This window comes from Tistlia consotensis USBA 355 (assembly GCF_900177295.1).
In the GTDB taxonomy this organism is placed as follows: Bacteria; Pseudomonadota; Alphaproteobacteria; order Kiloniellales; family DSM-21159; genus Tistlia; species Tistlia consotensis.
The window spans coordinates 307,592-330,867 of the sequence record NZ_FWZX01000001.1; the positions used below are offsets into that span (position 1 = coordinate 307,592).

General features: G+C 72.8%; 23 protein-coding genes. 14 read left to right on the forward strand and 9 right to left on the reverse strand.

Annotated features, from left to right (window positions below; translation table 11 throughout):
• Positions 1–27 precede the first annotated feature (27 nt).
• The 5 genes from B9O00_RS01475 to B9O00_RS01495 form a co-directional block, all read right to left on the reverse strand.
• Positions 28–1,014: a substrate-binding domain-containing protein gene (locus tag B9O00_RS01475; protein WP_085120649.1), complete on the reverse strand. Its 987-nt coding sequence runs from the start codon at positions 1,012–1,014 to the stop codon at positions 28–30.
• Between the two features lie 94 nt (positions 1,015–1,108).
• The gene (locus B9O00_RS01480; protein WP_085120650.1) at positions 1,109–1,867 is read right to left on the reverse strand and encodes a FadR/GntR family transcriptional regulator; all 759 of its coding nucleotides are present in this window, start codon (positions 1,865–1,867) and stop codon (positions 1,109–1,111) included.
• 129 nt (positions 1,868–1,996) lie between these two features.
• Complete coding sequence (locus tag B9O00_RS01485; RefSeq protein ID WP_085120651.1) at positions 1,997–3,325, reverse strand: hypothetical protein; 1,329 nt, start codon at positions 3,323–3,325, stop codon at positions 1,997–1,999.
• Between the two features lie 188 nt (positions 3,326–3,513).
• Complete coding sequence (locus tag B9O00_RS01490; RefSeq protein WP_179243904.1) at positions 3,514–3,945, reverse strand: OsmC family protein; 432 nt, start codon at positions 3,943–3,945, stop codon at positions 3,514–3,516.
• A gap of 74 nt (positions 3,946–4,019) precedes the next feature.
• Positions 4,020–4,778, reverse strand: a complete 759-nt coding sequence (locus B9O00_RS01495) for an SDR family oxidoreductase (protein ID WP_085120652.1) — start codon at positions 4,776–4,778, stop codon at positions 4,020–4,022.
• Between the two features lie 231 nt (positions 4,779–5,009).
• Here B9O00_RS01495 and B9O00_RS01500 point away from each other — a divergent pair, with 231 nt between their 5' ends.
• The 3 genes from B9O00_RS01500 to B9O00_RS01510 are packed head-to-tail and all read left to right on the forward strand — an operon-like array spanning position 5,010 to position 8,009.
• Positions 5,010–5,894, forward strand: a complete 885-nt coding sequence (locus B9O00_RS01500) for a TauD/TfdA dioxygenase family protein (protein ID WP_085120653.1) — start codon at positions 5,010–5,012, stop codon at positions 5,892–5,894.
• Between the two features lie 31 nt (positions 5,895–5,925).
• Positions 5,926–7,023, forward strand: a complete 1,098-nt coding sequence (locus B9O00_RS01505) for a mandelate racemase/muconate lactonizing enzyme family protein (protein ID WP_085120654.1) — start codon at positions 5,926–5,928, stop codon at positions 7,021–7,023.
• Between the two features lie 38 nt (positions 7,024–7,061).
• The gene (locus B9O00_RS01510) at positions 7,062–8,009 is read left to right on the forward strand and encodes a LysR family transcriptional regulator (protein WP_085120655.1); all 948 of its coding nucleotides are present in this window, start codon (positions 7,062–7,064) and stop codon (positions 8,007–8,009) included.
• A 4-nt stretch (positions 8,010–8,013) separates the two neighbouring features.
• On the opposite strand, the gene B9O00_RS01515 is transcribed toward B9O00_RS01510, so the two are convergent.
• Together B9O00_RS01515 and B9O00_RS01520 are read right to left on the reverse strand one after the other, a co-directional pair.
• Positions 8,014–10,383, reverse strand: coding sequence for a xanthine dehydrogenase family protein molybdopterin-binding subunit (locus B9O00_RS01515; RefSeq protein WP_085120656.1), 2,370 nt, complete (start codon positions 10,381–10,383; stop codon positions 8,014–8,016).
• Positions 10,384–10,626: 243 nt separating this feature from the next.
• On the reverse strand, positions 10,627–11,265 hold the full coding sequence (locus tag B9O00_RS01520; RefSeq protein ID WP_085120657.1) for a hypothetical protein: 639 nt from the start codon (positions 11,263–11,265) through the stop codon (positions 10,627–10,629).
• A 186-nt stretch (positions 11,266–11,451) separates the two neighbouring features.
• On the opposite strand from B9O00_RS01520, the gene B9O00_RS01525 reads away from it, so the two are divergent.
• From B9O00_RS01525 to B9O00_RS01535, 3 genes are read left to right on the forward strand one after another with little or no spacing between them, the layout of a single operon-like run.
• Positions 11,452–12,366 (forward strand): AraC family transcriptional regulator, encoded by a 915-nt coding sequence (locus tag B9O00_RS01525; RefSeq protein WP_085120658.1) that lies wholly within the window; start codon positions 11,452–11,454, stop codon positions 12,364–12,366.
• Entirely contained in the window at positions 12,356–13,081 is a 726-nt protein-coding gene (locus tag B9O00_RS01530; protein ID WP_085120659.1) for an AzlC family ABC transporter permease, read from the forward strand. Before B9O00_RS01525 ends, B9O00_RS01530 begins: the two co-directional genes overlap by 11 nt.
• Complete coding sequence (locus tag B9O00_RS01535) at positions 13,078–13,380, forward strand: AzlD family protein (RefSeq protein ID WP_085120660.1); 303 nt, start codon at positions 13,078–13,080, stop codon at positions 13,378–13,380. The genes B9O00_RS01530 and B9O00_RS01535 overlap by 4 nt, the downstream gene beginning before the upstream one ends.
• Positions 13,381–13,396: 16 nt before the next feature.
• Here B9O00_RS01535 and B9O00_RS01540 read toward each other — a convergent pair whose 3' ends face one another.
• On the reverse strand, positions 13,397–14,233 hold the full coding sequence (locus tag B9O00_RS01540) for an IclR family transcriptional regulator (protein ID WP_200808367.1): 837 nt from the start codon (positions 14,231–14,233) through the stop codon (positions 13,397–13,399).
• Complete coding sequence (locus B9O00_RS01545) at positions 14,223–15,050, reverse strand: ABC transporter ATP-binding protein (RefSeq protein ID WP_085120661.1); 828 nt, start codon at positions 15,048–15,050, stop codon at positions 14,223–14,225. The genes B9O00_RS01540 and B9O00_RS01545 overlap by 11 nt, the downstream gene beginning before the upstream one ends.
• A 176-nt stretch (positions 15,051–15,226) precedes the next feature.
• Between B9O00_RS01545 and B9O00_RS01550 the strand changes: the two genes are divergently transcribed.
• The 8 genes from B9O00_RS01550 (at position 15,227) to B9O00_RS01585 (ending at position 23,164) form a co-directional block, all read left to right on the forward strand.
• Positions 15,227–16,030, forward strand: a complete 804-nt coding sequence (locus B9O00_RS01550; protein WP_085120662.1) for an ABC transporter permease — start codon at positions 15,227–15,229, stop codon at positions 16,028–16,030.
• 44 nt (positions 16,031–16,074) lie between these two features.
• Positions 16,075–17,076, forward strand: coding sequence for an ABC transporter substrate-binding protein (locus B9O00_RS01555; RefSeq protein ID WP_085120663.1), 1,002 nt, complete (start codon positions 16,075–16,077; stop codon positions 17,074–17,076).
• Between the two features lie 71 nt (positions 17,077–17,147).
• Positions 17,148–17,897 (forward strand): SDR family NAD(P)-dependent oxidoreductase, encoded by a 750-nt coding sequence (locus B9O00_RS01560; protein WP_085120664.1) that lies wholly within the window; start codon positions 17,148–17,150, stop codon positions 17,895–17,897.
• 22 nt (positions 17,898–17,919) lie between these two features.
• Positions 17,920–18,597: a DUF4286 family protein gene (locus B9O00_RS01565; RefSeq protein ID WP_085120665.1), complete on the forward strand. Its 678-nt coding sequence runs from the start codon at positions 17,920–17,922 to the stop codon at positions 18,595–18,597.
• A gap of 19 nt (positions 18,598–18,616) precedes the next feature.
• Entirely contained in the window at positions 18,617–19,462 is an 846-nt protein-coding gene (locus tag B9O00_RS01570; protein WP_085120666.1) for a fumarylacetoacetate hydrolase family protein, read from the forward strand.
• Complete coding sequence (locus B9O00_RS01575; RefSeq protein WP_085120667.1) at positions 19,455–21,005, forward strand: UxaA family hydrolase; 1,551 nt, start codon at positions 19,455–19,457, stop codon at positions 21,003–21,005. The genes B9O00_RS01570 and B9O00_RS01575 overlap by 8 nt, the downstream gene beginning before the upstream one ends.
• A 2-nt stretch (positions 21,006–21,007) precedes the next feature.
• The gene (locus B9O00_RS01580; protein WP_085120668.1) at positions 21,008–22,192 is read left to right on the forward strand and encodes a fumarylacetoacetate hydrolase family protein; all 1,185 of its coding nucleotides are present in this window, start codon (positions 21,008–21,010) and stop codon (positions 22,190–22,192) included.
• A 216-nt stretch (positions 22,193–22,408) separates the two neighbouring features.
• Positions 22,409–23,164, forward strand: coding sequence for a hypothetical protein (locus tag B9O00_RS01585; RefSeq protein ID WP_143596119.1), 756 nt, complete (start codon positions 22,409–22,411; stop codon positions 23,162–23,164).
• Positions 23,165–23,276: the final 112 nt, after the last annotated feature.

Genomic DNA, 23,276 nt, shown 5'->3' on the forward strand with positions numbered 1-23,276 from the left:
ACGCGACGAAGCGGCACCGGCGGCGCGTCACTTCATCTCGTTGGCGAAGACCGTCTCCTTCACGGTCGGCAGCAGCTTCTCGATGTTCTTCGAGGTGACCACCAGGATCGGCACGACGATCTCCTTCTTGGGCGTGCCGCCCTTCAGGTGCTCGACCATGGCCTCGGCCGAGCGCTCGCCCATCAGGTAGGGCTGCTGCATGCCGCTCGCGACGATCTCGTTCTTCTTCAGCAGGTCGACGAAGTCCGGGATGCCGTCGAAGGCGGCGACCAGGATCTGGCCCTGCCGCCGGGCCGCCTTGATCGCGCGCAGCGCGCCGATCGTCGGCTGGTCGGTCTGCACGAAGAGGCCGCGCATGTCCGGGTTGGCGGTCAGCATGTCCTGGGTGAACTTGAAGGTCTCCTCGGCCGTGTAGGACTGCATCTGCTGCAGGCCAGCCTCCTTGGTCTCGACCCCGCCGGCCTTGAGGCCGTCGCGGAAGCCCTTGGTGCGGGCCTGGCCGTTCTTGCGCGCCTGGGAGATCGTGATCAGGCCGACCGAGCCCTTCTCCCAGCCCTTCTCCTTCAGCGCCGCGGCCAGCGCCTCGCCGACGCCGTGGGCGCCCTCGTAGTTGTCCGAGATGATGAAGGAGACGTAGTCGCCGCTGTTGGTGCCGATGTCGGCGATCACCACCGGAATGCCGGCGCTCTTGGCGAGCGACAGCACGCTGGGCGCGGTCGAGCTGTCGGTCGGCGAGATGATGATGCCGGCGACGCCGCGGGCGACCGCGTCCTGGGCGTTCTGCAGCTGGGTCTGGGCGCTGTTGTGGGAATCCAGCGCCTGGTAGCTGTAGCCGTTCTTCTTGGCGACCGACTCGATGCCCTTCGAGAGATAGCGCCAGAACGGCAGGTCGAGGCCCGGCGTCAGGTAGACCAGCTCCTTGGACGCCGCCTGGGCCGGCAGGCTGCCGCCGAGACCGACGCCGGCTGCGACCACGAGGCCGGCCAGGGTGTAGGTGAAGATCCGTCTGTTCATGGTCATCCTCCCATGGTGCGGCCGCTTGATCGCGACCTTGCACGCTGTTGCTGCCGCCCTTCGCCGCGGCATCCGGCGCCCCTGCCCGGTTCGGTCACCCGGCGGGGGAGAGATCCGCCTCCTCGTCGAGAATCGACAGGGTGGTCGTGTAGATGCGGTCGAGATGCAGGTCGAAGGCGGCGACCACGGCCTCGGGGTCGTGGGCCTGCAGGGCCGCCAGGATCTTCTGGTGGTCGCCGTAGCTCTTCAGGATCGCGCCGGGCCGCGAGACCGCCTTGCGCCGGTGCTCCATCATGTAGGCGTAGAGATCGCCGACGAAGTCGCCGAGCACCGGGTTGCCGCAGGAACGGTAGATCGCCAGGTGGAACTCCCGGTCGCAGATCAGGAAGCGCACCGGGTCGTCCTTCGCCTGGCGCTGCTGGGCCAGCGACTCCTCGAGCAGCTCCAGGGTCGGCGCGTCGATCGCCAGGGCCGCGTCGGCGACGACCCGGCGCTCGACCAGCAGGCGCGCGGCGTGGATCGAGCCCAGGTCGTAGCTGTTGATCAGCTTCGGCTCGCGCAGGCCGGTCGCGACCGGCCCGACCGCGGCGCTGATCACCCGGGTCCGGGCGCCGTGCGAGATCTCGATGATGCCGTGGGCGGCCAGGATCTGCATGCCGCCGCGCACCGTCTCGCGGCTGACCCGGAAGGCGGCGGCCAGCTCGCGCTCGCTCGGCAGCACGTCGCCGACCTGCAGGATGCCGGAGGCGATCAGGGTCGCGACCTTGTCGGCGACGAGCTCGCGCACGCTGCGCCGCTCCACGCCGCCGCGCAGCTCGAGCACCTGTTCCAGAACGGAGAAGACCTGCTGCATCGCCCTGCCGCGAATAGGGTCTGTCCTGCTGGCCCGGCCAGTAGACCAGTCGTTCCGCCAGCAGGCCATCGACGGCCCGGCCCTGTCAAGCGGCGCGATGGCGCAGCGCCCCGGCGTTCGCCCGAGAGGCTAGGGCAGCAACAGGCCGACCAGGCCGAGCGCCAGCATGGCTGCGGCCATGAAGCGCAGGTTCGGTCCGAAGGCGAGGCGGCGTGCCCGCACGCCGAGGATGTTGACCGCCGCGACGAAGGACAGCGAGCCGGCCGCCGCCATCGCGCCGAAGGCCCAGCCCATCAGGCCCGCCAGCCCGAGCAGCACGAGATGCGGCGTGTCCGGCATGAAGGGCGCGAAGACCGTCAGCAGGATCGTCGCCGTGACCACCATGTGGACGCCGACCGAGGCCATGACCGCGATGCCGAGCACCGTCGCGCCGATCAGGGCGCCGGGACCGAGCAGCTCGGTCAGGCGGGCGACCGGCTCGCGGACCTCGGGGATCGTCGTGACCACCCCGGCGAAGACCAGCGAGCCGACGAAGATCGCGATCTCGGCGTCGAAGCGGCGCCAGGCCGCGAGGATCGTCTCGGCGGTCTGGCGCTGGGCGGCCCGGTCGCGGCGCAGCGTCACCGCGAGGCCGACCAGCGGCACCAGCAGGATCGCCGCGCGCACCGGCGTCAGCCCGCCGGCGAAGACCAGGGTCATGTTGGCGACGATCAGCAGGACGACCGGCGCGAGCACCCGCCAGAGCGCGACCCAGAAGGCGCGCGGCAGGCTGCGCGGCAGGCGGCACTGGCCGAGCGCGTGGGGGATCGCCGCCAGCAGCAGCGCCGTCGCGAAGCCGACGATCAGGAGCCAGGCCATCGGCAGCGCGCTGCCGAGCGAGGAGACGACGATGCCCATGCAGACGGTGAAGGGCGAGAACAGCACCGCCAGGCCGACGCCGCGCAGCGCCCAGGTCGCGATGTCCTCGCGGATCGCCGGGTCCTCCTCCTTGGCGACCAGCGGCGCGATGATGCTGATCGCGCCGATCGCCAGCGGCACCGAGAAGAGCAGGCCGAGCAGCTGCAGCGCGCCGCGCCGCGCGGTCGGCCGGAAGGCGACGAAGGCGGACTGCACGGTGGGCAGCGCCGGCGAGGCCTGGACGATGCCGCGCAGGGCGTAGAGGCAGCCGAGGAAGGCGGCGAAGGCGGCCGCCCGGTCGAGGCCGGCCAGCGCCGCCGGCCAGTCGTCGGCCAGCCAGGCGAGCGCCAGGCCGCCGCCGCCGAGGATCGCCAGCACCCGCGGCCCCATGCCGCGGCTGGTCGCCAGCGCCGCGACCGCGATCAGCGCGACGCAGAAGCCGGCGGCATCGGCGAAGAGCCGCGCGCCGGTCAGGATCTGCAGGGCCGCGCAGGCCCAGAGCAGGAAGATGACGGCCGGCAGCGCCAGATGCCGCCAGAGCGCGACCGCCCGTGCCCTCAAGGCCGCGGCCCCGCGGAGCGGGCGGAACGACGGGGGGCGACGTCGGGATCGGCGATGCAGCGGCTGTCGGAGGTCACGAGGCCCAAATCTCCTGCGTGACGAGCCTCCTACAGGATTTTGCTGCAGTGCAGTTGGCCGAAGAGCGCAGGGCCGCCCTGTGCCGGACGAGCGGCCCCGCCGTCCCGGCTCTACGCGACCAGCGTGGCGTCGAGCGTGATCTCGGTCCTGAACAGCTTGGAGACCGGGCAGCCGGCCTTGGCCTTGCCGGCCAGCGCTTCGAAGGCCTTCTGGTCGGTGCCGGGGATCTTCGCCTTCAGGGTCAGGTGCACGGCCGTGATGGCGAAGCCGTCGGGGACCTGCTCCAGCGTGACCTCGGCCGTGGTGTCCATGCGCTCGGCCTTGAGGCCGGCCTCGCCGAGGATCAGCGACAGCGCCATGGTGAAGCAGCCGGCATGGGCGGCGCCCAGCAGCTCCTCCGGATTGCTGCCCTTCTGGCCCTCGAAGCGGGCGGCGAAGCCGTAGGGGTACTCGCTGAGCGCCCCGCTCTCCGTCGAAAGGCTGCCGCGGCCGTCCTTCAGGCCGCCCTGCCAGGCCGCCGAACCCTTGCGCTTGATCTTCATCTTCGCCCTTCCTCCGTTCCCGGGTGACGGAGGCAAGGGTGGGGCGGCCGGCCCGGCCGGCAAGCCCGGCCGGCTCAGCCGCGGCCGACGAAGGGCATCTTGGTCGCCATCACGGTCATGAACAGCACGTTGGCGTCGAGCGGCAGGCTGGCCATGTGGACCACGGCGTTGGCGACATGCTGCACGTCCATGCGCGGCTCGGCCTTGGTCGAGCCGTCGGCCTGCAGCACGCCGTCGACCATGCGCGCGGTCATGTCGGTCGCGGCGTTGCCGATGTCGATCTGGCCGCAGGCGATGTCGTAGACCCGGCCGTCGAGCGCGGTCGACTTGGTCAGGCCGGTGATCGCGTGCTTGGTCGCGGTGTAGGGTGCGGAGAGCGGCCGCGGCGCATAGGCCGAGATCGAGCCGTTGTTGATGATCCGGCCGCCGCGCGGGCTCTGGTCCTTCATGATCCGGAAGGCCTCCTGGGTGCAGAGGAAGGCGCCGGTCAGGTTGGCGTCGACCGTGCTCTGCCACTGCTCGTAGGTCAGGTCCTCGAGCGGGATCGCCGGGGTGCCCTTGCCGGCGTTGTTGAACAGCACGTCGAGGCGACCGAAAGCCTCCTTCGTCCGGGCGAAGAGGGCCTTGACCGAGTCCGGGCTGCCGACGTCGGCGGCGACCGCCAGCGCGCGCCCGCCCTTGGCCTTGCCGGCCTCGACGGTCGCCTCCAGCGCGTCGGCGCGGCGGCCGGCCAGCACCACGGCATAGCCCGCCTCCATCAGCGCCAGGGCCACCGCCCGCCCGATGCCGCTGCCCGCGCCCGTGACCAGGGCCACCTTCTCCGTCGTCGCCATCGTTGCCGTCTCCCTCCAGCTCTTCTTGCGCGCCGGCCCGTCTCGGCCGGCCTCCGTCCGGCACAACCTAGCCGCGGCGGCGGGCGGAGCGGAAGCGCCCTCGCGGGCCGCCCCGCGCATGGCTGCCTTCGCGCGGCTATACGGCGGACGCATACCCTACGGCAGAATGCGCCCTTCATCGCGCCTGTCCCGGCCGACAAACTGCCGGCAGCACAACGACCGGAGGGCCCCATGGCCATCGAGATCGTCGAGGCCGACGCGCCGCTCGGCCACGAGATCCGCGGCATCGATCTCGCCGGCGAGATCGATCCGGCGAGCTTCGCCGAGATCGAGGCCGCCTACGACCGCTACGGCGTCGTGGTGTTCCGCGGCCAGGCGCTCTCGCCGGAGCGGCAGATCGCCTTCAGCCGGCGCTTCGGGCCACTCGATCGCTACGTGCTGGAGCGCTACAACCACAGGGACTGGCCCGAGGTCTTCGTCATCTCGAACATCGTCGAGAAGGGCGAGCCGATCGGCATGGCCGACGCCGGGCGCTACTGGCACACCGACATGTGGCTGACCCGCAACCCGCCGCGCGGCTCGATCCTGCACGCCCTGGAGGTGCCGGTGCGGGACGGCGAGCCGCTCGGCGACACCTGGTTCGCCAGCACGGCCGCGGCCTACGACGCGCTCTCCGACGAGATGAAGCGCAGGCTGGACGGCCTGACAGCCGTGTTCAGCACCGACAGGTACCTGGCCTTCCGGGCACGCACCAACAAGGACATCGACAAGCCGAGCGGACGGGCCTCGCAGACGGCGCTGCAGCAGCTCGGCTCGGGCGACATCGAGCATCCCCTGGTCCGCGTCCATCCGCGCAGCGGCCGCCGGTGCCTCTATCTCTGCGAGGGCGTGATCAGCCGGGTCGTCGGGCTCGACCAGGCCGCGTCCGACGAACTGGTCGCCTTCCTGGAGCGGCACGTCGTGCGGCCCGAGTTCGTCTACCGGCACCGCTGGCAGGTCGGCGACGTCGTGATGTGGGACAACCGCTCCTGCCTGCACAAGGCGACCGGCGACTTCGAGCTGCCGCTGCGCCGCCTGATGCACCGCACCACCCTGGCCAACGCGGCCGCGGCGTGAGCCGCCGCGGTCCCCTGGGCCTCCCGATCCGATGAGTCTCAAGATCTCCGGGGTCGAGACGCACCTCGTCGCGACCCGGCTCGACCCGCCGATCGTCCATCCCTTCCTGGGCGCGCGCACCCGCTTCGTCAGCCTGGTGGTGCTGGTCCACACCGAGGACGGGCCGAGCGGCTTCGGCTACGTGACCGGCGAGAGCCCGCGCCAGATGGCGGCGGTCGGCCGCATCGTCGAGGACCTGGCCGAACGGCTGGAGGGGCAGTGCGCGCTGCGCCGCACGCTGCTCTACGACCGGATGTGGAACTGGACCGTCGACCTGCTGCACGAGGGCGCCGCGACCCTGGCGCTGGCCGCCCTGGACATCGCCCTCTGGGACATCGCCGGCAAGCAGGCCGGCGAGCCGCTGTGGCGACTGCTCGGCGGCTACCGCGACGCAGTGCCCTGCTACGCCAGCTGGAGCCTCTGGCGGCACTTCACCCTGGCCGAGATCGAGACGGCCGGCGCCGAGCTGGTCGAGCGCGGCTTCGACGCCGTGAAGCTGCGCCTCGGCGGCCGGCCGCCGGAGGAGGACGTGGCCCGCGCCGTGGCGCTGCGCCGGGTCGTCGGGCCGGACGTCAGGATCATGACCGACGTGCTCTGGGGCCTGCGCAGCGACGAGGCGCTGAAGCTCGCCCGGCTGATGGCCGACAGCGAGGCCGACCTCTTCTGGTTCGAGGAGCCGGTGCGCGACGGCCACTGGGAGGGCCTGCGACGGGTCCGCGAGCAGGGCCTGGTCACGGTCGCCGCCGGCGAGCGGGTCTCGCGCCTCGCCGACGTCCAGGAGCTCGCCCGCTCGGTCGACCACGCGATCCTCGACGTCCACCACATCGGCGGCATCACCCCCTGGCTGCGCGCGGCGGCGGTGCTGGAGATCGCCGACCTGCCGATCTCGGTGCACGTCGCCCCGGAGATCCAGGCGCACCTGGTCGCCGCCCAGCGCACCGGCGCCTGGGTCGAATACATGACCTGGTGGGACGCGCTCTTCGAGGAGCCGTTGCGGCCGGTCGCCGGAAAGCTGACACTGTCCGGCAAGCCGGGCCTCGGCCTGGAGGTTTCCAGATTCTCCCTGCGGCGGCTGGCGGTCGACGGCTGAGCGGCCGAGGCTCGGCGGCAGGGACGGCGATCGGGCGCATGACTCCGGACGACCTGCGTTCCTTCCTCGCCGCCTACGAGAGCGGCAGCATCCAGAAGGCGGCCGGCCGCCTGAACCTCTCCCAGCCGACCCTGAGCCGGCGGCTGAGGCGCTTCGAGGATGTGCTGGGCGTCGCTCTGTTCGAGCGCAGCCCCTCGGGCCTCGCGCCGACGGTCTACGGCCACGCCTTCGCCCAGCGCGCGCGCATGATCATGACCGAGATGGAGCTGGCCGGGCGCGAGCTGCTGCGCATCCGCGACGCGGTCGGCGGCTTCGTCGCCTTCGGCGTCAGCCCCGGCGTCGCGGTCAGCCTGCTGCCGGTCGCCAAGCGGCTGCTCGACGCGACCAGCCCGGACCTGCGCCTGACCGTCGTCGAGGACGTCTCGGAGGGGCTGATCGAGCAGGTCCGCGAGCGGCGCATCGAGTTCGCCGTCTGCACCGCGCCGCTGCATCCGGACGCCGACCTCCTGGTCGAGCGGCTGGGCGAGGACCCCTTCGTCGTCGCGGCCTCGGAGCGCCACCCGCTGGCCGGCCGCGGGCCCGTGCCGCTGGCCGAGACCCTCGACTATCCCTGGGCCATGCCGACCTTCCGCGGCGCCGTCCGGCAGTGGCTGGAGTCGCGCTTCGTCGGCGCCGGCCTCGCGCCGCCGGCGGCGCGGATCGAGACCTCCTCGATGCTGTTCCTGAAGCCGCTGCTCGCCGACGCCCGGCACCTCTCCTACCTGCCGGCACGGCTGGCCGAGGCCGACTATCCGGGCGTCGTGGCGATCCCCTGCGCGCCCTCGATGGTGCTGACCCGGACGATCGCCTCGGTGCGGCTCGCCCACCGCGAGCCGGGCCCAGCCGCCGAGCTGGTCGCCGCGACCCTGGCCGGCGCCGCCGGGCGCCTGCCGGCCGTGCGCCTCGCCGGCCTCGACGAGCGCGCCGAGGCCTCCCGCCAGGCCTGAGGCGCTAGTCCGAGGCCGCCTTCGCCGCCGCCAGCGCCGCCCAGACCCGCTGCGGCGAGGCCGGCATGTCGAAGCGCTCGACCCCGGCCGAGGCGAGGGCGTCGCAGACCGCGTTCATGCCGGCCGCCAGCGCGCCGACCGTGCCGGCCTCGCCGACGCCCTTGACGCCGAGCGGGTTGAGGCCCGTCGCGGTCTCGGCGAAGGCGCAGTCGTAGGCCGGCAGGTCCTCGGCCCGCGGCATGGCGTAGTCCATGAAGCTGCCGGCCAGCAGCTGGCCCTCGGCATCGAGCCGCAGCTCCTCGCAGAGCACCTGGCCCAGGCCCTGGGCGACGCCGCCGTGGACCTGCCCCGCCGCCAGCTGCGGGAAGAGCACGCGGCCGATGTCCTCGACGCCGACATAGGAGACGACCTCGCAGCTGCCGGTCTCGGGGTCGATCTCGACCTCGCAGATGTGGCAGCCGTTGGGATAGGTCGGCGCGCCGGGCGTGAAGTCGCCCTGGCCGGCCAAGCCGCCGGCGCCGTCCCCGGCGCGCCGCTCGGCGATGCGCGCGACCTCGGCGAGCGACAGCACCCGGTCGGTGCCGACGATGCGGAACAGGCCGTTCTCGTACTCCAGGTCGGCGGCCGCAGCCTCCAGCTCGTCGGCGGCGATCTGCCGGCCCTCCTCGAGCAGACGCTCGACGCCGCGCAGCACCGCCGATCCGGCCGTGGTCATCGCCGAGGAGCCGCCCATGCCTTTGCCCTGCGGCACCGCGTCGCTGTCGCCCTGGACGTAGCGGAAGCGATCCGTCGACAGGCCGAGCCGCTCGGCGGCGAGGCCGATCATCGCGGTCTCGAGTCCCTGGCCGGCCGACATCGCGCCGCAGTAGAGCGTGACCGTGCCGTCGGCCGCGGCGCGCAGCGTCGCGAAGTCCTGGCCGGGCTTGGCGAAGGGTCCGCCGGCGACCTCGATCGGGTTGGCGATGCCGATGCCGCGCAGCCGGCCGCGCCGCCCGGCCTCGGCACGCCGGGCGGCGAAGCCGGCGTAGTCGGCGCGCGCGGCGGCCAGCTCCATGGTGCGGGCGAAGTCGCCGGCGTCGTAGGTGAAGATGAAGGGCGTGCGGTAGGGCATGGCCGAGGCCGGCACCAGGTTGCGCCGGCGCAGCTCGAAGGCGTCGATGCCGGCCTCGCGCGCCGCCTGGTCGATCACCCGCTCGACCGCGAAGGTGGCGTCCGGCCGCCCGGCGCCGCGGTAGGGCGCGGTCGGCGCCGCGTTGGTGAAGCGCCCGAGCACCTCGCCGGCGATCAGCGGCGTGCGGTAGACGCCGGCGATGCCGCCGATGTTCATGATCGGCACGGTCGAGCGCCCCGAGGCATAGGCCCCGACGTTGACCTCCATGCTGACCGCGAGCGCGGTGAACAGCCCCTCGCCGTCGAGGCCCAGCTCGGCGACGATCCGCACGTCGCGCCCGGCCTCGTCGGACAGCAGGGCCTCGCCGCGCTCGGCGACCCAGCGCAGCGGCCGGCCGAGACGCCGCGCCGCCCAGAACACCAGGCACTCCTCGCGCAAGGGGCCGGCCTTCATGCCGAAGCTGCCGCCGACGTCGGGGGCGACGACCCGGATCGACCCGGCCTCGAGGCCGAACATCGTCGCCAGCGTCGCCTTCAGCCCCTGGGCCGCCTGCACGCTCGCGTAGAGGCTCGTGCGGCCGTCCGGCTGCGGCACCGCGAGGGCGCCGCGCGGCTCCATCGGCGCCGCCGAGACCCGCGAGACCCGGGCCTCCAGGCGCGTCACGCGGTGCGACGCGCGGAGCGCGGCACCGACCGCCTGCCAGTCGCCCCGGCGCCAGTGGTAGGCGAGGTTGCCGGGCGCCTCGTCCCAGAGCAGCGGCGCGTCGGGCCGCGCCGCCTGGTCGAGCGTCGCGACGACCGGCTCGGGCTCCAGCTCGAAGGCCACCGCCTCGGCGCCGTCGAGCGCGGCGGACGCGGTCTCGGCGACGACCAGCGCCAGCGGTTCGCCGACGAAGCGCACGCGCTCGCCGACCAGCAGCGGCCGCGGCGTCTGCCGGTAGCTTCTGCCGCCCGGTCCTTCGATCGCCATCGGCACCGAGAAGGGCGCGATGCCGTCGGCGGCGAGATCGGCCGCGGTCAGCACGGCGACGATGCCCGGCAGCGCCCGCGCCGCCGAGCTGTCCAGGCCGGCCAGCCGGGCACTGGCGTAGGGCGAACGCACGAAGGCGGCGTGCAGCATGCCGGGCACCGCCATGTCGGCGGTGTAGCGGCCGTGCCCGGTCGCGAGGCGGCGGTCCTCGAGGCGGCCGGCGGCAGGGTGTCCGGCGTCGGGACGGCCGTCGTCGGGGCGAAACGGCGGAACGGAGGACTCGGCAGGGGACATGGGGCCTCCCTCTCGGCGACTCGGCAGCCTCTCGGCGCCGCTCGCGGCGCGGATCGAAGCGGAATGCCGTGCGCCCGCGTCCGGCCACGGGATGGCAGCCGGCTTCGGCGGCTGGGCGACGGCGATGCGGATTCGGGCCGTCAGTAGAGCACGGCGCGAAGGCGGCTGTCGCCCCGCCGGGAGCGCAAAGACATTTGACCGCGGCGCCAAGATCGGGCGCCGGCCGGGCCGGGAGCCGATGCGCTACTCCGCCTCGCGCCCCAGCCAGGGATCGGGGTTGAAGTCGTGCAGCGGGATGTCGTCCGAGCCCCAGTAGCGGGTGATCGAGTGGGCGCGCACGTCCCGGCCGCCGGCCGAGGTCAGCAGGTCGACGACCTGCCTTTCCTGCGCCTCGTCCCCGACGCGGACCCAGAGCAGCAGCCCGCCCTCGGCCAGCTGCTCCTCCAGGTGCTCGGCGTGGCGCTTGGAGATGGCGCGGGACAGCAGGGCGCCGATGCCGGCGCCGGCGGCGGCCCCGGCCGCCGCGATGACCGCCGCGAAGGCGAGCGTACCGCCGGAAGCGAAGACCGCGAGGCCGGCGCCGGCGCCGCCGATGTAGACCGGCAGGCCGATCGCGGCCCCCTTCGCCTCGGCGATCTCGTAGCGGTTGGAGAAGACCGACTGCGGCACGGCCGGCTCGTCCTCGAGCTCGCTCGACAGCCTGAAGCGGTGGCCGAGCTTCTGCTGCACCGCCTCGCGGCTGGCCATCATGCTGACCGCCGCCCGGTCGACGCCGTGCCGCTCGACGAGGTCGACCGCGTCCTCGAAGGCGCGGGCCTCCTCGAACCGGGCCACGACCTCCCGGACCGGATAGGCCTCCAGGATCTTGTCGTCCTCGATCATCGCCTGGTCGCCCTTTCGTCAGCTTCCGAAGGCCCGCGGCGCGGTGCCGGAAGGCCCCACGACGGTCGGGGGGAACGAAGCCCGTGCGGGATGGTTCCATGGCCTGGCCCTCGCCGGCGGCCGGCGGCGGCGGCCGGCGCAATCCTGTTCAAGACGGCGCCTGCGCGGCTTGCTAGCTTGGCTGTCATGAACCCGGTCGACCAGCATCAGGCCCTCGCGAGCAGCGGGCCCGACGTCAGGCTCGGCGGCGAGCAGGAGCTCGGCGCCGGCGACCGCGCGCGCTACTGGCGCAGCACCCGCTACGACGACCTGGAGTGCCTGGCGGCGCGCTTCTTCAGCCACCGCTATGCCCTGCACACCCACGACAGCTACGTCGTCGGCACGATCGTCGGCGGCTGCGAGACCTACCTGCTGAACGGCGAGCGCCGCTACGCCGGCGTCGGCGACCTCTGCTTCGTCCAGCCCGGCGAGGTCCACGACGGCGAGCCGCACGGCGAGGGCTACGCCTATCGCATGACCTATCCGACGGTCGCGCTGATGCGCCAGGTCGCGAGCGAGGTGACCGGCCGCCCGGTGACCGCGACGCCGAGCTTCCGCGCGCCGGTGGTCCACGACCCCGAGGCGGCGGCGCGCTTCGCCGCGGCGCACCGGAGCCTCGCCGAGGGCGACCGGCTGGCCGGCGACGAGCGCTTCGTCTCGGTCCTCGCCGTCATCCTGTCGCGCCACGCCGACATCGGCGAAGCAATCGTGCCCGGCCGCGAGAACCGGGCGGTCGGGCGGGTGCGCGACTACCTCGACGCGCACTTCGCCGAGGACGTCGAGCTGGCCGAGCTGGCCGCCGTCGCCGGGCTCAGCCGCTTCCACCTGATCCGCGCCTTCCGCCGCGAGACCGGGCTGACGCCGCACGCCTGGCTGACCGACCGGCGGGTCCGCGCGGCACGGCCCCTGCTCGCCGCCGGCCTGGCACCCGGGGAGGTCGCACTGGCCTGCGGCTTCGCCGACCAGAGCCACCTGACCCGGGCCTTCAAGGCGCGGGTCGGCGTCACGCCGGGTCGCTTCCGCGCCGCCGGACGGGAGCCGGGCGGTCGCCGTGCAGCCTGAGGCCGTGACGGAGAGCGCGCTGGCCGAGCTCAGGGCCGGCGTCGTCGACGTGTTCCCGGCAGCCGTCGCCGTCGTGCCCTTCGGCCTGCTGCTCGGGGCGCTCGCCGCCCAGCAGGGTCTCTCGCCGCTCGAGGTCCTGGTGATGAGCGCCACGGTCTTCGCCGGCAGCTCGCAGTTCGTCGCCGTCAAGCTGTGGAGCGATCCCGCGCCCTGGCTGCTGGTCACGGTCTCGGCGCTGATGGTCAACTGCCGGCACGTCCTGATGGGCGCCTCGCTGGCGCCGAAGATCCGGCACATCCACGGCTTCCGCAGCCTGGTCACGCTGTTCCTGATGGCCGACGAGGTCTGGGCGCTGGCCGAGCAGCGGGCCGTGCGCCGGCGCCTGACCTTCGCCTACTACCTCGGCCTCGGCGGTTTCCTCTATCTCAACTGGGTCGCCTGGAACGGGGTCGGCGCGGTGGTCGGGGCGCTGCTCGAAGATCCCGCCGCCTACGGCTTCGACTTCGCCTTCACGGCGATCTTCCTGACCCTGCTGGTCGACCTCGGCCGCGGCCCGCGCAGCGCCGTCGCGATCGCCGCCAGCGCCGGTGTCGCGACCGCCACCTACCTGCTGGTCGACGGCCCCTGGTACATCGCCGCCGGCGGCCTCGCCGGCGCCCTGGCCGGCGCCCTCGTCGGCCCGGCCCGCCGGCCCCTCGACGAGCCCGCGCCGTGACCCTCGATCCCCAGACCCTGCTCGCGATCCTCGGCATGGCCCTGGTCACCTATGCGACCCGCCTGGGCGGCTGGCTGATGGTGCGGCGCTACACGCCGACCGGTCGCGCCGCCGCGGCGCTGGAGGCCGTGCCGGGGGCGATCCTGACCGCGGTGATCGCGCCGATGGTGCTGGCGACCGGCCCGGCCGAGACCGCGGCGGCCGTCCTCACCGTCCTCGCCTTCCTCAAGGTGCCGCGGCTCGCCGCCGTGATCTTCGGCGTGCTCTGCGTGGTGGCGCTGCGGGCCCTGCTCGGCTGAGAGCGGGACCGCCACCTCAGCCGCCCGCCTGCCAGGCCAGAGCCATGTTCTGGGCGGCGCGGCGCAGGCGCGGCAGGATCTCCTCGATGCGCGCCTCGGTGAGGCGTGCCATGGGGGCGGCGACGCTCATCGAGCCGACGAAGCGGCCGCCGGCCAGGACCGGCACGGCGACGGCGCCGACGCCCTCCTCGGCCTCCTCGCGCGCCGTGCCGTAGCCGCGCGCCGCAGTCAGGTCGAGTTCCTCGCCGAGCTGCTCCAGGGTCGTGACCACGCCGGGCCCGAGCCCCCGGCCGCTGCCGAGGCCGGCGTCGAGGGCGATGCGCAGGGCGGTCTCGCGCGGCAGCGTCGCCAGCCAGACCTTGCCGTTGGCCGTCGCGAAGGGGACGATCCGCTCGTTCATGTCGGGCTCGTAGACCAGGCCCGAGCGGCGGCCGCGCGACGAGCCGATCCAGACCAGCTGGTCCCTCTGCAGGGCGGTCAGGCGGACCAGCTCGCGGGTCTGCTTGGCGAGGTCGTCGAGGATCGGCTGGCGCAGGTCGTGGATCTTCAGGCGCGCCAGCTGGCTCTGGCCGAGCAGCGCCATGTAGAGCGTCAGGCCGTAGCAGTCGCTGGCCGCGTTCTGCTCGGCCCAGCCCTTCTCGACCAGGGTGCTCAGCAGGCGGTGCGCGGCGCTCTTCGGGATCGCCAGGCGCTGGGCGATCTCCGACAGCCTGAGCGGCTCGTCAGCGCCGGCCAGCAGTTCGATCATCGCCAGGATGCGGTCGACCGCTCCGCCGGCGCGCGGCTCGGCCGGGGCCGGCGCCCCGGCGCGCCGCCGGGTGCCCTCCGGTGCGGAGCCCGTCTCAATCCTCACGGTGCAGCACCCCGCGCGACAGGAAGATCTCGGTGATCTCCCCGGACTTCTCCAGGAACTCCGGATCGCGGCGCGCCGCGAGGCCGCGCGGCCGCCGGATCCCGACCGGCATGATCCGCTCGATGCGGCCGGGCCGCGGCGTCATGACGATGACCCGGTCGGCCAGCAGCACCGCCTCGTCGATCGAGTGGGTGATGAACAGCACGGTCATGCGGTTCTTCAGCCACAGCGCCTCGAGGTCGAGGCGCATCTGCTCGCGGGTCAGGGCGTCGAGCGCGCCGAAGGGCTCGTCCATCAGCAGCAGGTTGGGCTTCAGCAGCAGCGCCCTGGCGATCGCCGCACGCTGGCGCATGCCGCCCGACAGCTCGTGCGGATAGCGCCCGGCGAACTCGGCGAGGCCGACGGTCTCGAGCAGCTCCATCGCCTTGTCGCGGTAGTGGTCGCGACGCTCGCCGACCATGTCGGCCGGGAACAGCACGTTGTCGAGCACGGTGCGCCAGGCCAGCAGGACGTGGTTCTGGAAGACGATCGACATGCCGCGCGGCGGCAGGGGCGAGGCATCGTCGAAGACCGTGATCGAACCGGTCGTCGGCGCAGCCAGGCGCGAGATCAGGCGCAGCAGGGTCGACTTCCCGCAGCCCGAGGGCCCGACCACGGCGACGAACTCGCCGTCGGCGATGGTCAGGTCGACCCGCTCCAGCGCGACGATCTCGCCGAACGCCTTGCTGACCTCCCGCAGCACCACGCCGGCCGGCGCGCCCGCGCCGGAGGTCGGCCGGCCCGAAAGGTCCAGGTCGAGACTCGCCGCCTCCGCCATCCACGCTCCTCCCGTCGCTTGTCGAGGGTCGCGCGGCCTGCGCCGTTTGCCAACCCCGGTTCCTCCCGTCCGCCCCGGCGACCAAGCCGCTTGACGGAACGTTGTTCCAGTCGTAACGCTGTTCCGGTCAGTTGGTCAAGGCGGCCGGGACAAGGCCGCCGCCGGGGAGACGTCCAGTGAGTGCCAGTTTTGCCAAGGGGCCGCTGAAGCGGTTCAGCGTCGCCATCAGCCTGATCGGCGCCTTCCTGGTCTGGGAGCTGGCGGTCCGCGCGCTCGGCCTGCCGGAGTACATCCTGCCGGCGCCCTCGAAGGTGCTGACCGATCTGGTCGCCAACCTGCACGTCGTGCTGCCGGCGGCACTCGTCACCCTGCAGCCGATGGTCATCGGCTTCCTGGCCGCCGTCGTGCTGGGCGTGGCGCTGGCGCTGCTGGTTGTCTACTCGCGCGCCTTCGAGGCGGTCTTCTATCCGCTGCTGGTGGTCCTGCAGATCATCCCGAAGATCGCCATCGCGCCGCTCTTCATCATCTGGGTCGGCTTCGGCCTGCCCTCGAAGGTGCTGCTGGTCTTCCTCCTGTCCTTCTTCCCGATCGTCGTGAACTCGATCGTCGCCTTCAAGTCGATCGAGTCCGAGCTCTACGACCTGGCCAGGAGCTACCGGGCCAGCCGCCTGAAGATCTTCTGGCGGGTCGAGCTGCCGGGCGCGCTGCCCTCGCTGTTCGCCGGCTTCAAGGTCGCCGCGGCGCTGTCCTCGACCGCGGCGGTGGTCGCCGAGTTCGTCGCCTCGGACAACGGGCTCGGCTACCTGCTGCTCAACTACAACGGCAACCTCAACACCAGCATGACCTTCGCGGTGATCGTCGTGCTCAGCCTGCTCGGCCTCGGGCTCTACGCCGTCGTCGAGCTGGTCGAGCGCTGGATGATCCCCTGGCACGTCTCGCAGCGCCGCGACGACTTCACGGTCGGCAAGAGCCCGACCTGACCCGACCACCAAGGCAACTTCCAAGAAAGCAACGGGAGGGAACGATGACGGAACGGACGACACGCAGGCTCTGGACCGCCGCCCTGGCGGCGGCCTTCCTGGCCGGCTCGCTGCTGACGGCGGCGGGCCCCGCGGCCGCCAACGACAAGGTCTCGCTCAGGCTCAACTGGCTGCTCAGCGGCGTGCACTCGATCTTCTACCTCGGCGTCGACAAGGGCATCTACGCCGCCGAGGGCATCGACCTGACGATCGGCGAGGGCCAGGGCTCGGGCCGCGCGGTGCAGGTCGTGGCGACCGGCGGCGACACCTTCGGCATCGCCGACGGCGGCAGCGTCATCGCCGGCGTGACCCGGGGCGCCCCGGTCAGGTCGGTGGCCGGCGTGCTCAACACCTCGCCCTACGGCATGTCCTTCCGCGCCGACCGCAGCGTCGAGACGATCAAGGACATCGAGGGCAAGACCATCGGCGCGACCGCCGGCGAGGCCTCGATGCAGCTGCTGCCGGCGATCTGGAAGGCCAACGACATCGACCCCAGCAAGGTCAAGATCCTCAACGTCGACGGCCCGGGCAAGCTGGTCGCGATCCTGCAGGGCCAGGCCGACGGCATCCTGGCCGGGCTCGAGGGCCAGGTGATCATCCTCAAGCAGAAGGGCCTGAAGCAGAAGGTCTTCTCCTTCGCCGAGCTGGGCGTGAACACCCAGGGCCTGACGGTCATCGCCAGCGACGACACGATCAAGAACAACCCGGACCTGGTGAAGCGCTTCGTGCGCGCGACGGTCAAGGCGATGCAGGCCGCCAAGGCCGATCCCGAGGCCGCCGTCGCCGCGGCGATGAAGGCCAAGCCCCAGGCCGACCCCAAGCTGCTGGCCGAGCAGCTCGAGGTCTCGCTGACCCTGCTGCCCTCGCCCTCGGCGCCGAACGCGCCGCTCGGCGTGATGGCCCGCGCGGACTGGCAGCGCACGCTCGACCTGATGAAGACCTACCAGGACGTGACCACGGACATGACCGCGGACACCTTCTTCACCAACAGCTTCGTCCAGCCCTAGGCCCCTCGGGCGCCGCGGCGCGGCCGGTGCCCCGCCGCGGCGCCCTCTCTTTCCGAGAGACGCGATCCCCCGTGACTGCACGCTACGACCTCTCCGGACGGCTCGCCGTCGTCACCGGCGCCGCCGGCGGCTTCGGCACGGCGATCGGCCGTCGCCTCAAGACCGACGGCGCCCGCCTGGTCGCCTGGGACCGCACGGCCCCGGCGGGCGAGGCCGCCGGCCTCTGGGACGGCTTCGCCGCCGTCGACGTCACCGACGAGGCCAGCATCGCCCGCGCCGCCGAGACCCTGGGCCGCGACCACGGCCAGCTCGACATCCTGGTCAACAATGCCGGCATCGTCGGCGACCTGCACCCGACCTGGGAGATTCCCGTCGAGGAGTTCCGCCGCATCCTCGATGTCAACCTGACCGGCGCCTTCCTGGCCTGCCGGGCGCTGCTGCCGCTGATGCTGGCGGTGCCGGCCGAGGCGCGGCGCGGCCGGATCGTCAACGTCGCCTCGATCCAGGCCAAGGAGGGCATGGCCCAGGCCGCCGCCTACAGCGCCGCCAAGGCCGGCCTGGTCGCGCTGACCAAGAGCCTGGGCAAGGAGCTGGCGCGCGACGGCATCCTGGTCAATGCGATCACGCCCGCCGCCTCGCTGACCGCGATGAGCCGCGACGCCCCGCGGCAGCGCCTGGACGAGATCCTGGCGCGCATCCCGATGGGCCGCTTCCTGGAGCCCGACGAGGTCGCCGCGATGGTCGCCTGGCTGGCCTCCGGCGACTGCAGCTTCACCACCGGCGGCGTCTTCGACCTGTCCGGCGGCCGCGCGACCTATTGATCCCCCCTGACGAGGAGCCGCGATGAGCCTGATCGGACGCGCCGTCGTCGCCATCTGGAACGACATCCTGCCGGAAGGCCGGGAGAACTTCATCGAGTGGCACGACCGCCAGCACATCCCCGAACGCGTCGCCATCCCCGGCTTCCACCGTGGCCGCCGGCTGGTCGCGGAGCGCGGCAGCCCGGAGTACTTCACGCTCTACGAGGCGCGCGACGAGGCGGTGCTGGTCGGCCCCGACTATCTGGAGCGGCTGAACAACCCGACCGACTGGACCAGGCGCTCGACCGCCGACTTCCGGAACACCGCCCGCGGCGTCTGCCGGACCGTCTGGTCGCACGGGGCCGGCGAGGGCGGCACGATGCTGACGCTGCGCTTCGACGCGGAGCCGCGCAACGCCGCGTTGTTGAAGGCGCACTTGACGGGAGGGGCGCTGGCGGCGATCCAGGAGCTGCCGGGCGTCACCGGGGTCCACCTCTGCATCGCCGATCCCGAGGCCAGCGGACTGGAGACCGCGGAGCGCAAGGGCCGCGAGGTCGGCGTGCCGAGCTGGATCATTCTGGTCGAAGGCGTATCCTCGGGCGCCGTGGACACCGCCGCCGACCGCCTGGTCGAGGGCGGCCTGGAGCAGCGGGGCGCCGTCGGCCTGGAGCGTGGCGTCTACCGGCTGGAGTTCTCCCTCCGCGAGGACGCGGAGCAATGACAGGGAAAGGGCGGAACGCGTGAAACTTCTTCGATTCGGTGAGCCGGGGGCGGAAAAGCCGGGCCTTCTCGACAAGGGCGGCAAGATCCGCGACCTCTCCTCCGTGGTTCCCGACATCGCCGGCCCGGCGCTGTCGCCCGCCGGGCTCGACAAGCTGCGCAAGGTCGATCCGGCGAGCCTGCCCGAGGTTCCGGCCAGCACCCGCCTCGGTCCCTGCGTCGGCCAGGTCGGCAACTTCATCGCGATCGGCCTGAACTACGTCGACCACGCCGAGGAGACCGGCCTGGCGATCCCGACCGAGCCGGTGGTCTTCAGCAAGGCGACCAGCTGCCTGTCCGGCCCGAACGACGCGATCGTCCTGCCCGAGGGCTCGGTCAAGACCGACTGGGAGGTCGAGATCGCCTTCGTGATGGGCCAGGCCGCCTACCGGGTCGAGGAGAAGGATGCGCTCGGCTACGTCGCCGGCTTCTGCCTCTGCCACGACGTCTCGGAACGCGCCTTCCAGATCGAGCGCGGCGGCCAGTGGATCAAGGGCAAGAGCGCCCCGACCTTCGGCCCGCTCGGACCCTGGCTGGTTACGCCCGACGAGGTCGCCGACGTGCAGAACCTCAGGCTCTGGTGCGACGTCAACGGCAAGCGCATGCAGGACGGCACCACGGCCAAGATGATCTTCTCGATCGCCTACCTCGTCTCCTACCTCAGCAGGTTCATGCGGCTGCTGCCGGGCGACGTCGTGACGACCGGCACGCCGGCCGGCGTCGGCCTGGGCATGAAGCCGAACGTCTTTCTCAAGGCCGGCGACGTGGTCGAGCTCGGCATCGAGCAGCTCGGCGAGCAGCGGCAGGAGGTGAAGGCCTTTGGCTAGCGGCGTCACTGGCGCGGCGCCCGCGCGGGCGATCCGCCTGCACGGCTCCGACAACGTCGTGGTGCTGGTCGATGCGGTCGAGGCGGGCGGCAGCCTGTCCGAGGCCGCCGCCGGCGTCACGGCGTCGGCCGCCGTGCCGCGCGGCCACAAGATGGCGATCGCGCCGATCGCCGAGGGCGAGGCGGTGGTCAAGTTCGGCCAGACCATCGGCTTCGCCACCGCGGCGATCGCGCCGGGCGACTGGGTGCACGAACACAACGTCGGCCTGCACGACTTCGCCCGCGACTACCGCTTCGCCGAGGCCAGGCCCAACGACCGGCTGCTGCCGCCCGAGCAGCGCGCGACCTTCCAGGGCTACCGGCGCGCCAACGGCAAGGCCGGCACGCGCAACTACGTCGGCATCCTGACCAGCGTGAACTGCTCGGCGACGGCGGCGCGCTTCGTCGCCCGCGAGATCGAGCGCTCCGGCGTGCTGGCCGACTACCCGAACATCGACGGCGTGATCGCGCTGGTGCACGGCACCGGCTGCGCCCTCGACCTCAGGGGCGAGGGCTACGAGACGCTGAAGCGCACCCAGTGGGGCTATGCGACCAACCCGAACATGGCCGCCGTGCTGACCATCGGCCTGGGCTGCGAATCCTTTCAGATCAGCGCCTGGAAGGAGGCCTACGGCGTCGAGGACAGCGACACCTTCCGGACCATGACGATCCAGGACCTCGGCGGCACCCGCAAGACCGTCGAGGCCGGCGTCGCGGCCCTGAAGGAGATGCTGCCGGCCGCGAACCGCGCGACCCGCGAGGCGATCCCGGCCTCCGAGCTGACCGTCGGCCTGCAGTGCGGCGGCTCCGACGGCTATTCCGGCATCACCGCCAACCCGGCCCTGGGCGCCGCCGTCGACCTGCTGGTCGAGCACGGCGGCACGGCGATCCTGTCGGAAACGCCGGAGATTTACGGCGCCGAGCATCTGCTGACCCGGCGCGCCGCCGACGAGGCGGTCGGCCGCAAGCTGGTCGAGCTGATCCGCTGGTGGGAGGACTACACCGAGCGGAACCGCGGCGAGATGAACAACAACCCCTCGCCCGGCAACAAGGCCGGCGGCCTGACGACGATCCTGGAGAAGTCGCTGGGCGCCGCCGCCAAGGGCGGCACGACGACGCTGCGCGGCGTCTACCGCTACGCCGAGCCGGTCACCGAGAAGGGCTTCGTGTTCATGGACTCGCCGGGCTTCGACCCGGTCTCGGCGACCGGCCAGGTCGCCAGCGGCGCCAACCTGGTCTGCTTCACGACCGGCCGCGGCTCGGCCTACGGCTGCAAGCCCTCTCCCTCGATCAAGCTGGCGACGAACACCCCGATGTACCGCAAGATGATCGAGGACATGGACATCAACTGCGGCGACGTGCTGGACGGCGTGTCGGTCGAGGACAAGGGCAGGGAGATCTTCGAGACCATGCTGCGCGTCGCCTCGGGCGAGAAGAGCAAGTCCGAGGCCCTGGGCTACGGCGACGCCGAGTTCGTGCCCTGGCAGATCGGCGCGGTGATGTGACCATGGCGAAGCTGGAACTGAGCGCCGCGGCGGCCCTGCCGGCCGACGGCACCGCCGGCACGCTGGCCGGACGGGCCTGGCGGCCCGACGTCGCGGGCCCCGCGGTCGTCGCGATCCGCGAGGCGGGCGTCTTCGACGTCACGGCCGCCTTCCCGACCATGCGCGACCTCTGCGAGACCGCCGATCCGGCCGCCGCGCTGCGCGCCGCCGCGGGCGAGCCGCTCGGCACGCTGGAGGAGATCCTCGCCAACACGCCGCCGGACGGCCGCGACGCCGCGAAGCCCTGGCTACTGGCGCCGGTCGACCTGCAGGCGCTGAAGGCGGCGGGCGTCACCTTCGCGATCTCGATGATCGAGCGGGTCATCGAGGAGCGGGCGCGCGGCAACCCGGCCGCCGCCGACGGCATCCGCAAGGACATCGCCGGCATCGTCGGCGACGACCTGCAGGCGCTCAAGCCCGGGTCGGAGGAGGCCCTGCGCCTCAAGGAGGCGCTGATCGCCCGCGGCATGTGGAGCCAGTACCTGGAGGTCGGCATCGGCCCCGACGCCGAGATCTTCACCAAGGCCCAGCCGCTCTCGGCCGTCGGCACGGGCCTGGACGCCGGCCTGCATCCCATGTCGACCTGGAACAACCCGGAGCCCGAGGTCGTGCTGGTGGTCGCCTCGGACGGGCGCATCGTCGGCGCGACGCTGGGCAACGACGTCAACCTGCGCGACGTCGAGGGCCGATCGGCCCTGCTGCTCTCCAAGGCCAAGGACAACAACGCGAGCTGCGTCGTCGGGCCGTTCCTGCGCTTCTTCGACGGCACCTTCGATCTCGAACGGGTCCGGCGCATGACCGTGAGCCTGATCGTCGAGGGCGAGGACAACTTCCGGCTGGAAGGCAGCTCCGACATGTCGCGGATCAGCCGCGACCCGGCCGACCTCGTGCGCCAGATGGTCGGGCCGCAGCACCAGTACCCGGACGGCGCGGCGCTGTTTCTCGGCACGCTCTTCGCGCCGACCCAGGACCGCGACGGCGAGGGCCAGGGCTTCACCCACCACCTGGGCGACGTCGTCACGGTGGCGGCGCCCGAGCTCGGCAGCCTGGTCAGCCGCATGCGCCACAGCCAGGATTGCGAGCCCTGGCGCTTCGGCGCCGCCGACCTGATGCGCAGCCTCGCCCGCCGCGGCCTGCTCGCCGGCTGAGCCGACGATGGCCGGGACCGGAGACAGGTCCTCTTCTTCGTCATCCCGGCCGCCGGGCGAGCCCGGGAGCCGACAGGCTTTCAGAGCGCGCGCCTTGCGAGCCGGGACCCGGAGCCGTTCCGCCGCGGCTCGTGGCCCCGGCTCCCGGACAGCCCGCTTTGCCGACGGCATCGCAGATGTCGGGCAAAGCGGCCTCCGGGATGACGGGTGATGCGGATGGCGCGGAACAGCGAGTATCCCGAGGTCGCAAGCCTCGCCCGGGCCCTGGCCGAGGCGGAGCGCGACAGCCGGAAGCTGGCCGCCGCCGAGCTGACGGTGCCGGACAGCTTCGAGGCGGCGCTGGCCGTCCAGGCGGCGACCCTGCGGGCGCTCGGCACGCCGGCCGTCGCCTGGAAGGTCGCGATCCGCCCGGACGGGCAATCTGTCGGGGCCCCGATCGCGCGGCTCGGCCGCTTCGGGCCGGACGGCCGGGCCTCGCTCGCCGGCTGGGGCGCCGAGGCGATCGAGGTCGAGATCGCCTTCCGGCTCGGCGCCGAGCTTCCGCCGCCGGAGGACGCGACGGAAGAGACGGTGCGGGCCGCGGTCGCCGCCGTCCATCTCGGTGTCGAGGTGATCCGCCTGCGCCTCGTCGAGGGACCCGGCGCGCCGTTCCCGCTGTTCCTCGCCGACCGGCTCGGCAACGGCGGCTACCTGCTCGGCCCGGACATCGCGCCCGGACGGCTGGCCGCCCTGCCGCCGCTCGCGGTCCGCGGCGACGGCGAGACCGTCTTCGAAGGAACCGCGGCCCATCCGAACGGCGATCCGCTGGCGCCGCTCGTCGCCTGGGCCAAGGCGCCGGTCCGGGGGGCGGAGGGGCCGCGCGCCGGCCAGGTCGTCACCACCGGCAGCTTCTGCGGCGTCGTCCCCCTGGGTGCCACCGAACGCCTGGAAATCGACTGGATGGCGAGCCTGACGATCGAGCGCGGCGGTTGACGTCGAGGCGACGCCGGCGCTCGCAGCGGTCCGGCATCGGTTGACATGGCCCTCGACTGCGCAGATCTAAAGTTGCAGATTCGACACCGCCCCCTCCCCGCGAGAAGCGGCA

Bases quoted from the DNA above. Each gene is read 5' to 3' on its own strand.
- B9O00_RS01480 (WP_085120650.1), bottom strand. From the start codon at position 1,867: ATGCAGCAGGTCTTCTCCGTTCTGGAACAGGTGCTCGAGCTGCGCGGC.
- B9O00_RS01500 (WP_085120653.1), top strand. From the start codon at position 5,010: ATGGCCATCGAGATCGTCGAGGCCGACGCGCCGCTCGGCCACGAGATC.
- B9O00_RS01490 (WP_179243904.1), bottom strand. From the start codon at position 3,945: ATGAAGATCAAGCGCAAGGGTTCGGCGGCCTGGCAGGGCGGCCTGAAG.
- B9O00_RS01520 (WP_085120657.1), bottom strand. From the start codon at position 11,265: ATGATCGAGGACGACAAGATCCTGGAGGCCTATCCGGTCCGGGAGGTC.
- B9O00_RS01565 (WP_085120665.1), top strand. From the start codon at position 17,920: ATGAGCCTGATCGGACGCGCCGTCGTCGCCATCTGGAACGACATCCTG.
- B9O00_RS01515 (WP_085120656.1), bottom strand. From the start codon at position 10,383: ATGTCCCCTGCCGAGTCCTCCGTTCCGCCGTTTCGCCCCGACGACGGC.
- B9O00_RS01510 (WP_085120655.1), top strand. From the start codon at position 7,062: ATGACTCCGGACGACCTGCGTTCCTTCCTCGCCGCCTACGAGAGCGGC.
- B9O00_RS01580 (WP_085120668.1), top strand. From the start codon at position 21,008: ATGGCGAAGCTGGAACTGAGCGCCGCGGCGGCCCTGCCGGCCGACGGC.
- B9O00_RS01555 (WP_085120663.1), top strand. From the start codon at position 16,075: ATGACGGAACGGACGACACGCAGGCTCTGGACCGCCGCCCTGGCGGCG.
- B9O00_RS01505 (WP_085120654.1), top strand. From the start codon at position 5,926: ATGAGTCTCAAGATCTCCGGGGTCGAGACGCACCTCGTCGCGACCCGG.
- B9O00_RS01545 (WP_085120661.1), bottom strand. From the start codon at position 15,050: ATGGCGGAGGCGGCGAGTCTCGACCTGGACCTTTCGGGCCGGCCGACC.
- B9O00_RS01495 (WP_085120652.1), bottom strand. From the start codon at position 4,778: ATGGCGACGACGGAGAAGGTGGCCCTGGTCACGGGCGCGGGCAGCGGC.
- B9O00_RS01525 (WP_085120658.1), top strand. From the start codon at position 11,452: ATGAACCCGGTCGACCAGCATCAGGCCCTCGCGAGCAGCGGGCCCGAC.
- B9O00_RS01475 (WP_085120649.1), bottom strand. From the start codon at position 1,014: ATGAACAGACGGATCTTCACCTACACCCTGGCCGGCCTCGTGGTCGCA.
- B9O00_RS01585 (WP_143596119.1), top strand. From the start codon at position 22,409: ATGGCGCGGAACAGCGAGTATCCCGAGGTCGCAAGCCTCGCCCGGGCC.